We start from the raw sequence: 9,773 nt of genomic DNA on the forward strand, positions 1-9,773 counted from the left end.
GTCGAGCCGCGGGCGCCCATGGCGATTCCGACGTCGGCGACCGCCAGGACGGGGGCATCGTTGACGCCGTCGCCGACCATCATGACCGGACGGTCCGGCAGCGACCTGACGGCCTCGACCTTGTCCCGCGGCAGGCACTCGGCGCGGACGTCGGTGAGCCCTGCCTCGTCCGCGATGTGCCGGGCCGTGGCGAGCGCGTCACCGGTCAGCATGACCGTTCGGCGTACGCCCAGGGCCTTGAGGTCGGTGAGGGTGCGGCGGGTCTCTTTGCGGATGGGATCGCTCATCACCAGGGCGCCCACGAATTTTCCGCCGGCACCGACGTAGATGGCGAGCTCGCCGCTGGCCAGCCCAGCCTCCACCACGCCGGACGCCCACTCTGCGACGAACGCGGGCTTGCCCACCACCACGTCCTGGCCGTCGAACCTGGCACGGACCCCGTGGGTGGCGAATTCGGTGGCTTCGGTGGCGGCCGCGAAGGGCAGGGCCCGGTTCCGGGCGGCCTCCACCACTGAGGCGGCCAGGACATGCGAGGAATACTGTTCCGCGGACGCCGCCAACTGCAGGACCTCGTCCTCTGCGAGGGGCCCGGCGGTCCGGATACGCAGCAGGGACGGGCGGCCGTACGTGAGGGTCCCTGTCTTGTCGAAGGCGGCCGTCTTGATCCGGCTCAGCTGTTCCAGCACCCCGGCGTACTTGACGATGACGCCGGAGTGAGCGGCGCGGCTCATGCCGCCGAGGAACGCCACCGGCGCTGCGATCAGCAGGGGGCACGGCGTGGCCACCACGAGGACCTCGGCGAAGCGTTCCGGGCTGCCGCTGATGATCCAGCCCACGGCGCCGAGCACGTACGCGAGGGCCGTGAATGGCACGGCATAGCGGTCAGCGAGCCGGACCATGGGCGCCTTGCTGTCCGCTGCCTCCTGCACGAGGGCGACGATCCGGCTGTACTGCGAATCCTCCATGCGCGCCGTGACCCGCATCCGGACGGCGGCCTCACCGTTCAGCGAACCGCTCATGAGGCCGTCCCCGGCGGACCGCTCCACCGGCAGGCTCTCCCCGGTGAGTGAGGACTCATCGAAAGAGCCGGACTCGGAGAGCAGGACGCCGTCCAGCGGGACCACCTCGCCGGGCCTGACCAGCAGGATGTCCCCGATCTCGACGTCGGCGGCCGCCACGTCCTCGTGTTGGCTCTCCGTTTGGGTTCCGGCGGCGGGGGGTCCGGCTGTGTGGGTTCCGGCTGTGTGGGTTCCGGCGGCGCGGGAGCCGTTGCGCTCCCGGTGGGCCGTCTGCGGGACGCGTTCGAGCAATGCGGTGAGTTCGCCCTTGGCCCTGCCGGCGGCGTAGTCCTCAAGGGCAGTGCCGCCCGCGAGCATGAGTACGACGATCATCGAGGCGACGTACTCGCCCACCAGCACGGTGCTGACGATTGCGGTGACGGCCAGGATGTCGATGCCGAACTGCCCGCCTGCGAGCCGGCGCGCCATCCCGACGGCGAGGTAGGCCGCCACGGTCAGGGCATAGACGCTCGCAGCGGCCCGGGCTATGCCTTCCTGCCCGGAGAACAGCAAGACCAGCACCGCCATCAGGACGACGAGGGTCCCGGCCACGAGCGGATACCGGAGTACGAATTTCACGGATGTTCCGCCTTAGCTTCGTATCAGTTTTGGCGTCTCCCTGAATCCTACTGCGCGGCCGCGACCGGCTTGCCGGGACGGCCTCCCGGACCGTCGCCGGACCCCGGCATGAGAGGCTGGACGAGCAGCCGTTTCGATCAAGCGGGCCGGCGCGCAGGGACCCGATACAGGCAAAGGGCGCGGAGCAGCACAAGCGATGCCAGGAGGAATGACGTGCGAAGCAGTTCAGAGACCGTCGACACCCGGACCGCCCTGGTGGTGGGGGCAAGCGGAATTGCCGGAGCCGCCCTGGTGGACAGGCTCGCCGAGGAGGGCTGGGACGTGGTGGGGCTCTCCCGCAATCCCCTCCGCCGCCGTGACGTACGCCATGTGAGCGCGGATCTGACATCCGTGGAGAACCTGCGCGAGGCCCTGGCAGATGTTTCACCCACCCATGTGTTCTACACCGCCTGGTCCAGGCGGAAGACCGAACAAGAGAACATAGACACAAACGCGGGCATGCTGCGGAACGTGCTCGCCAGCCTCAACGGCAAGCCTGTGAAGCACGTCGCCCTCATGACCGGGCTGAAGCACTATCTGGGCCCGTTTGAGGCGTATGCGGCCGGGGAAATGCCGGACACCCCCTTTCGGGAGAGCGAGCCGAGGCTGCCGACGCCGAACTTCTACTACGCCCAGGAAGACGAGTTGTGGGCTGCGGCCGCGACGCAGGGCTTTGGCTGGTCCGTGCACCGGGCGCATACGGTGATCGGGCATGCGGTCGGGAACGCCATGAACATGGGGCTCACCCTCGCCGTCCAGGCAGCCATCTGTAAGGAACTGGGCCAGCCGTTCATCTTCCCGGGCTCCGAGACGCAGTGGAACAGCCTCACGGACATGACCGACAGCGGACTGCTGGCGGACCACATGATCTGGGCGGCCACGGCGGACAACGTTGGCGACCAGGCCTACAACATCGTCAACGGCGATGTCTTCCGCTGGCGGCGCATGTGGCCTGCGCTGGCCGGCTACTTCGGGGTCGAGCCGGTAGGTTACAGCAACGAACCGCGGCCGTTGGAGCAGCAAATGCGCGGCATGGAAGGCGTGTGGTCGGCCATCGCCGCCCGCCATGGGCTGGCCGAACCCGACCTCGCGCAGGTCGCCTCCTGGTGGCACACGGACGGCGACCTGGGCCGGAACCTCGAGGTGGTCACGGACATGAGCAAGAGCCGGCTCGCCGGTTTCACCGGGTACCGCCGCACGGAAGACGCATTCCTGCAGCTGTTCGACCGGTACCGTGCGGACGGCCTGATTCCGGCGGCCTCCTAGGCTGCGGCACGGGCGGGGCCTTTGAGCCCTGGCCTGCCGTAGCGCGTGATGCCAAGGTGAAGCATGGGGTCCATGACCGCGGGCCGCCGCCGGCTGTTGGTGATCGCGGCCGTGGTGGTTGCGCTGTTTCTGGCCGCCGGTGCCGCGGTCGTGCTGCTTCAGGGGGCGCCGACTGCGTCACCGCCCCCATCTGCGCCCGTCACCGCACCGGTATCCGGACCCGTCAGCGCAAGTGCCTCCGGGACCGCGCCCCCTGCCTCCCCGTCCCCTGAACCGACCTCGGCATCGCCGGCCCCGAATACCAGCGGACCAGTTCCGGCCGAGCCGGGTCCCGTCCCCCCGCCGACCCGGGCACCGACGGCTCCCGCTACCGTGCCCCCCGCGGCGCGGTTCCCCGCCGCGCTCGCCGGCCACGACGTCGAGAGCATCCCGGGCGCCGGAACCGTAGTGGCCCTGACCTTCGACGCCGGCGCCAACGCTGCCGGACTGCCGAGCATCCTGCAGAGTCTTGCCGCCGCGGACGTGCGGGCCACGTTCTTCCTTACCGGCAGCTGGGCTGCCGCGAACCCCGGAGGAGTGGCGGCGATCGTTGCCGGCGGGCACCGGGTGGGCAACCATTCCATGACGCATCCGGCATTCACCGGGCTGCCCGACGTCGGCATCAGGGACCAGGTCCGGTCGGCCGAAGAGGCCATCCGGGCGGCCGGGGCTGACCCGCGGCCGCTCTTCCGGTTTCCCTTCGGCGACCGCGACGCCAGGACCATCGCCACCGTCAACAACCTCGGCTACCTTCCGGTGCGCTGGAGCGTCGACACCCTGGGCTGGAAAGGCACCAGCAGCGGAGTGACGGCGCAGGTCGTGGCGGACCGCGTCCTGGCGGGCCTGCAGCCGGGGGAAATTGTCCTGATGCACATCGGCTCCAACCCCGACGACGGCACCACCCTGGACGCCGCTGCCCTGCCCCAGGTCATCAGCCGCATCCGCCAGGCCGGCTATGGCTTCACCACCCTCGATGCGCTCCTGGGCTGAGCGCAGCCGGGCCCAACGCCACTGTCGCGCGGCTCCGGTGCTGGTGCGGGTGGGCGTCGAGAAGGTGCTGCTCCGGGCGGGCCAGGAGCACGAGTTCCGCCGGGACGCCGGGACGCCCGGCTGACGCGCCGAAGCGTGTCCCCGGCGTCGGTGCGGTGACTTGCTTGCGGTGGTTCCGGGCTATGTCGCGTCCATGTGCAGCACGGCTGCTCCGGTGATCCGGTCCTCCGCCAGGTCCCGCAGGGCCCGGTCCGCGGCCTCGAACGGGTACGCCACAGTGGTCGGGCGGAGCGGGATCTCGGCGGCAATCCGGAAGAACTCCTCGCCGTCGGCCCTGGTGTTGGCTGTGACACTGCGCAACTGGCGCTCTTCGAAGAGCTCGTCGGCGTAGTGCAGCGACGGAATATCGCTCAGGTGGATGCCCGCGACGGCGAGCGTCCCGCCGCGGTCCAGGGCCCGGAGCGCCACCGGCACCAGCCCGCCCGCGGGGGCGAAGAGGATCGCGGCATCCAGGGGATCGGGCGGTTGCTCCTCGGCCCCGCCCGCGAACGTCGCGCCGAGGTCCAGGGCCAGCGCGCGAGCCTGCGCGGACCGGGTCATGACGTACACGCGGGCACCCCGGTAGAGGGCAATTTGCGCCGCCAGATGCGCGGAGCCGCCGAACCCATAGATGCCCAGCCGTCCGCCGATCGGCAGTTCGGCCCGGGTCAGGGCCCGGTAGCCGATGATGCCTGCGCACAGGAGCGGCGCAGCCTCCTCATCGCTGAACGTCTCGGGGATCCGGTAGGCGAAGTTCTCCGCCACGGTGATGAGCTCGGCGTACCCGCCGTCGCGGTCCCAGCCGGTAAACGTGGGGGACAGGCAGAGGTTTTCCTGGCCGCGCAGACAGAACCGGCAGGCGCCGCAGGTGCCGCCCAGCCAGGCCACGCCCACCCGTTCGCCGGTGCCGAACCTGGCGGCCCCCGGTCCCTGCCCGATCACCTCACCCACTACCTCGTGGCCCGGGATGACCCCGGCGTGCCGCGGCGTGAGGTCGCCCTCGGCCAGGTGCAAGTCCGTGCGGCACACACCGCAGACCCGCACTTTCAGCAGGACTTCGCCGCGTCCCGGGACAGGATCCGGGCGGTCGGCGGCAACGAGGGGGCCGCTGGACATGGGCCCCGGAAGTCCAACTTGCCATGCTCGCACCGCGGCCTCCTTCTTGCAGCGTCTGCAGGTCCGAATCGGTTGCGCTCGCGGCGGCTAGCGGGTGACCAGCACGTTGCAGCGCGCCTTGTGCAGCACGGCGGAGACCGTGTTGCCGGCTCCGGCCGCAGGGTTGTGGGTCCCGAGCACCAGCACGTCGGCGTCGTCCGCGGCGTCGAGGAGCTCCCGGGCCGCATGGCCCTCACGCAGGGCGCCGGCAACCTCCAGCCCGGGCGCCATCCCGCGGGCCTCGTCGATGGCGCGCTCGAGCAGCTCCTGGCCGTGGAGCAGGGCATGGCGGCCGTGCTCTTCCCGTGCCCCGCCGCGCAATGGATCGACATGGACGAGGTGCAGCGGGGCGCCGAGGACTTTGGCCAACCGGATGGCCTCGGCCACCGTGGCGGGGCTGCGGGGCGAGGCGTCGACTCCCACCACGACGGGGTGGGCCCGGCGGCGCGGGCGCCGGATTATCATCACCGGGCAGGGTGCCGAACCGGCCAGATCGACGCAGACCGAGCCGGCCACCTGGCCCAGGACGGCGCCGAGGCCCCGGCTGCCCACTACCAGCAGCCGTGCGTCCCGGGAGGCGTCGCGCAGCACGGGCGCCGGGAGCCCGGCCTCCATGACGCCGTCGACGGCGGGGCCCGGACGTTCCGGCTGTTGCCCGGTGACGGCGCGCTCGGCCCCCGGCGGTGCGCCAGCGGCCGCTTCGCGTGCGGCGCCGCGTGCCAGCTCGATGCCCTCGGCGAGGACGGCTTCCGCGGAATGCCGCAGCCCGCTGCCGGCCACGCCCTTGACAGGGCCCAGGTTCTTGGTGAAAACCGGCCACACCCAGGCATGGATCACCAGGAGGTCCAGCCCGGCCGCGGCCGCGTATTCGGCCGCCCAGCGAACGGCGAGTTGGGCGGCCCCGGACCCGCCGTAGCCGACCGCCACGGTGCCGCCCTGCTGCCCTGTGGGTGCCGACATTTTTCCTCCCGGCTCGTCGGACGCACCCCTTCGCCCGGCACTATGTGCAGCCCCAGTAGAACCCTGCGGCCCGGGAATGGGTAGGGGCTTTGGTCCCGCGGGCTGGCCGCGTCCGGAGCCGCGTACGGGGCCGCCGGTGAACTAGGGTTGAAACATGCACAATGCGGGGGATAGCTGATGGCCAAGCGGGGCAAAGGGCGGGGCGCCCAAACCGCCGGGCCGGGGGTGGTGGAAGTGCCCAAGGGGTCCCGCCCGGCCGGTCCTTTGGCCGGGGTGTACTACATCGATACCGGGGACTGCGAGCTGATCCCGGACCAGGACAATTCCACCGGCTGGCTCCTGCGCATCAACGGCGTCATGAGCTCGCACATTGACCTCGCGGACCCGTTGTTCCTGGACTTCGAGTACATGCGCTGGATGGCAGCCCTGGTGGAGTCGCGCTGGCCGCGGGAGCCTGGGCCCAAGCTGCGCGCCCTGCACCTTGGCGGGGGAGCATGCTCACTGGCGCGCTATTTCCACGCCGCCTACCCGGACGCCCGCCAGGTGGTGGTGGAGCTGGACGGCAAGCTCGCCGACTACGTCCGGGGCTGGTTCGACCTGCCCAAGGCGCCGTTGCTGCGCCTGCGCGTGGGAGAGGCCCGCGAGGTCACCGAGAGCCTGACCCCGCAGACCCGGGACCTGATCATCCGCGACGTCTTCGCCGGCTCGCTGACCCCGCGGCCGCTGACCACCCGGGAATTCATCGAGCACGCCAAGCGCGTCCTGGCCCCCGGCGGGATATATGTAGTCAACTCCGGCGACGCCCCGGACCTCAAGAATGCCCGCGAGGACGCCGCGACCATCGCCGACGCCTTTGCCTACACCGTGATCATCGCGGATCCGGCCATGCTGAAGGGCCGGCGCTTCGGCAACATGGTCATGGCCGGCAGCGATGTCCCGTTCGACGACGACCCCGGCCTCGCGCGGCGCCTGCTCGGCGGTGCGGTGCCGGCCCACATCTGGAACGACGAAAAGGTGCGGGCGTTCGCGGCCGGCGCCGCCGTCCGGCATGACCCGAAGTCGCCCGTGCTCGCTGAGCCGGCCGCGGAACCGCCCGTTCCCGCTCAGCCGCCCGCCGAGCCCCCGGCTCGGCCCCGCCCAGGGACACCGACTGCTCCGTAGCGGCCCTTTTGCGGCACGATAAAGGCGGCTACGGAGCAATCGATGGGGCTGCTCCCCGGCCCAGCAGGGCATCGCGGTGCGCCGCGGTCTGCTCCCGCAGCGCCTGCACGAGCGCGGCCACCGCCGGCCGGCGCATCGAATCGGGCCGGAGCACCATCCAGTAGGGCAGCAGCTCCGCGAATTCTTCCGGCAGGAGCCGGACGAGGTCCGGGTGCAGGTCGGCCGCGAAACAGGGCAGGAACCCAATCCCGGCGCCGGCCCGGGTGGCCTCCACGTGGACGAAGACGTTGGTGGAGCTCAGCCCGTCCCGCATGGTGGGCACCAGCCGCCGCGGGGCGTCCAGATCGTCCACCTGCAGCATCGAATCGACGAAGTAGACCAGCGAGTGGGCCGTCAGTTCCTCCACGGTGGCCGGGGTGCCGTACTCGGCGAGGTAGCCGCGGGAGGCGTACATTCCCAGCATGTACTCGCCGAGCCGCGCGGCCTCTGCCCGGTGCACCTGCGGCTCGCCGACCACCACCTCGATGTCCAGGCCGGACCGCTGCTGGAGCGCCCGGCGCGTCACGGTGATGATCTCGACGCTGAGGCCGGGATGGTCGCGGCGGAGCCGGGCCACGGCCGGGGCGGCGATGTAGGCGCTGAATCCATCCGTCGCGGTCATCCGAACGACGCCGGTGATGGGGTCCGGGGTGTGCCCGGGCTGCTCCAGGGTGCGCACGGCACTCTCGACCTGCTCGGCCACCCGAACGGCCTCGGCACCGAGTTCGGTGAGCTCCCAGCCTCCCGAGGCGCGCGAGAGCACGCGGCCACCCAGCGCCTTCTCCAGCGCCGCGATCCGGCGGGAAACGGTGGTGTGGTTCAGTCCGAGCGTTTGTGCCGCCGTCGTGAATTTAGCCGAACGGGAGACCGCGAGCAGGACCAGCAGGTCATCGGGATTGGCGTTCATATCTGCAATTCTGCACATAGCGGGTGCTGGTTTGGCCATTGAATCGCCGTGGATGTGCGGCAATACTCAATGAAGCCATTTCAGTGCTGTGCGTCACAGCGCGTGTCACCGTGGACACTAAGGAGAATCAGATGAGCGTAAACGAACGCTCTGCAACAACCGCCGCAGCACCCGCATCCAAGGGTTCCGGGCTCAAGAAAATCGTCGCCGCATCGATGGTGGGAACCGTCGTCGAGTGGTACGAATTCTTCCTCTACGCCACCGCCGCCACCCTGGTGTTCGGCAAGTACTTCTTCCCCGCCACGGGCAACGAGCTGGACGGCATCATCCAGGCGTTCCTGACCTACGCCGTCGGTTTCGTGGCCCGACCCCTGGGCGGCATTGTCTTCGGCCAGATCGGCGACAAGCTCGGCCGCAAGCCCACCCTGCAGCTCACCATCATCATCATCGGTGTCTCCACCTTCCTGATGGGCTGCCTCCCGGGCTTCGCCACCCTCGGCTACCTGGCGCCGGCGCTGCTGGTCCTCCTGCGCTTCATCCAGGGCTTCGCCCTCGGCGGCGAATGGGGCGGCGCAGTCCTGCTCGTCGCCGAGCACAGCCCCAACAAGTCCCGTGGCTTCTGGTCCAGCTGGCCCCAGGCCGCCGTTCCCGTGGGCAACCTGCTGGCCACCCTGGTCCTGTTCATCATGTCCAACGTGCTCAGCTCCGCCGACTTCCTCAGCTGGGGCTGGCGGGTGGCGTTCTGGCTTTCCGCCGTGATCGTGTTCGTCGGTTACTACATCCGCACCCACGTCTCCGAATCGCCCATCTTCCTCGAGGCCAAGGCCCAGCTGGAAGAGGATCAGTCCGCCAGCTACGGCGTCCGCGAAGTCATCCGCAAATACCCCAAGGGCATCCTGCAGGCCATGGGGCTCCGGTTCGCGGAAAACATCATGTACTACCTCGTGGTCAGCTTCGCGATCGTCTACCTGAAGTCCGTGCACAAGTACGACACCTCCTCGCTGCTGCTGGCCCTGCTGATCGCCCACGTCGTCCACTTCCTGGTCATCCCACAGGTCGGGCGCCTCGTGGACAGCTGGGGCCGGAAGCCGGTCTACCTCATCGGTGCCGTCACAGGTGCCACCTGGCCGTTCTTCGCCTTCCCGATGTTCGATACCCGCAACCCGGTGATCATCGTCCTGGCCGTCACGATCGGCCTGTGCCTGCACGCCTTCATGTATGCCGGCCAGCCCGCCCTCATGTCGGAGCTGTTCCCGACCCGGATGCGCTACGCCGGGGTCTCCCTTGGCTCGCAGGTCACCTCGATCTTCGCCGGTTCGCTGGCGCCGCTCCTGGCCACCCAGTGGCTCAAGGACACCGGCTCCTGGCTGCCTACCGCGATCTACCTGCTGGTCGCCTGCGCCATCACCACCGTCGCAGTGCTGACCCTGAAGGAAACCAAGGGCATCGCGTTGGAGGACGTGGACCGGGCCGACGCCGAACGCGAAGGCCTGCCCGTAGCAGCCACCCGCTGAGCTGCTTGAGTTTTGGGCCGGCTCCAG

Annotated in this window: 8 protein-coding genes; 4 read left to right on the forward strand and 4 right to left on the reverse strand. The window is 70.0% G+C overall.

Annotation, left to right across the window (positions count from 1 at the left end; genetic code table 11):
• Nucleotides 1-1,637: heavy metal translocating P-type ATPase (locus tag Y706_RS25590; RefSeq protein WP_043436205.1), on the reverse strand; the 1,637-nt coding region annotated here is incomplete at its 3' end.
• Between the two features lie 213 nt (nucleotides 1,638-1,850).
• On the opposite strand from Y706_RS25590, the gene Y706_RS0114365 reads away from it, so the two are divergent.
• Both Y706_RS0114365 and Y706_RS0114370 read left to right on the forward strand, forming a co-directional pair.
• Nucleotides 1,851-2,942, forward strand: coding sequence for an SDR family oxidoreductase (locus tag Y706_RS0114365; protein WP_028277124.1), 1,092 nt, complete (start codon nucleotides 1,851-1,853; stop codon nucleotides 2,940-2,942).
• Between the two features lie 63 nt (nucleotides 2,943-3,005).
• Nucleotides 3,006-3,971 (forward strand): polysaccharide deacetylase family protein, encoded by a 966-nt coding sequence (locus tag Y706_RS0114370; protein ID WP_028277125.1) that lies wholly within the window; start codon nucleotides 3,006-3,008, stop codon nucleotides 3,969-3,971.
• 180 nt (nucleotides 3,972-4,151) lie between these two features.
• Here the strand turns inward: Y706_RS0114370 and Y706_RS0114380 are convergent, their stop codons facing one another.
• Nucleotides 4,152-5,159 (reverse strand): zinc-dependent alcohol dehydrogenase family protein, encoded by a 1,008-nt coding sequence (locus Y706_RS0114380; RefSeq protein WP_028277126.1) that lies wholly within the window; start codon nucleotides 5,157-5,159, stop codon nucleotides 4,152-4,154.
• A 54-nt stretch (nucleotides 5,160-5,213) separates the two neighbouring features.
• Nucleotides 5,214-6,125 carry a universal stress protein gene (locus Y706_RS0114385; protein WP_028277127.1) on the reverse strand — a complete coding sequence of 304 codons (912 nt, stop codon included), beginning with the start codon at nucleotides 6,123-6,125 and terminating at the stop codon, nucleotides 5,214-5,216.
• Between the two features lie 177 nt (nucleotides 6,126-6,302).
• On the opposite strand from Y706_RS0114385, the gene Y706_RS0114390 reads away from it, so the two are divergent.
• A complete protein-coding gene (locus Y706_RS0114390) occupies nucleotides 6,303-7,286 on the forward strand; it encodes a spermidine synthase (RefSeq protein ID WP_028277128.1) in 984 nt (327 codons plus the stop codon).
• 28 nt (nucleotides 7,287-7,314) lie between these two features.
• On the opposite strand, the gene Y706_RS0114395 is transcribed toward Y706_RS0114390, so the two are convergent.
• Entirely contained in the window at nucleotides 7,315-8,232 is a 918-nt protein-coding gene (locus Y706_RS0114395; protein WP_028277129.1) for a LysR family transcriptional regulator, read from the reverse strand.
• Nucleotides 8,233-8,363: 131 nt separating this feature from the next.
• On the opposite strand from Y706_RS0114395, the gene Y706_RS0114400 reads away from it, so the two are divergent.
• Entirely contained in the window at nucleotides 8,364-9,746 is a 1,383-nt protein-coding gene (locus Y706_RS0114400; protein ID WP_028277130.1) for an MFS transporter, read from the forward strand.
• Nucleotides 9,747-9,773 lie beyond the last annotated feature (27 nt).

It is taken from the genome of Arthrobacter sp. I3, from assembly GCF_000520575.1.
Taxonomy (GTDB): domain Bacteria; phylum Actinomycetota; class Actinomycetes; order Actinomycetales; family Micrococcaceae; genus Arthrobacter; species Arthrobacter humicola_A.

Coding starts and splice junctions, on each gene's coding strand:
- Y706_RS0114370 (WP_028277125.1), top strand. CDS start 3,006: ATGGGGTCCATGACCGCGGGCCGCCGCCGGCTGTTGGTGATCGCGGCC.
- Y706_RS0114385 (WP_028277127.1), bottom strand. CDS start 6,125: ATGTCGGCACCCACAGGGCAGCAGGGCGGCACCGTGGCGGTCGGCTAC.
- Y706_RS0114390 (WP_028277128.1), top strand. CDS start 6,303: ATGGCCAAGCGGGGCAAAGGGCGGGGCGCCCAAACCGCCGGGCCGGGG.
- Y706_RS0114395 (WP_028277129.1), bottom strand. CDS start 8,232: ATGAACGCCAATCCCGATGACCTGCTGGTCCTGCTCGCGGTCTCCCGT.
- Y706_RS0114400 (WP_028277130.1), top strand. CDS start 8,364: ATGAGCGTAAACGAACGCTCTGCAACAACCGCCGCAGCACCCGCATCC.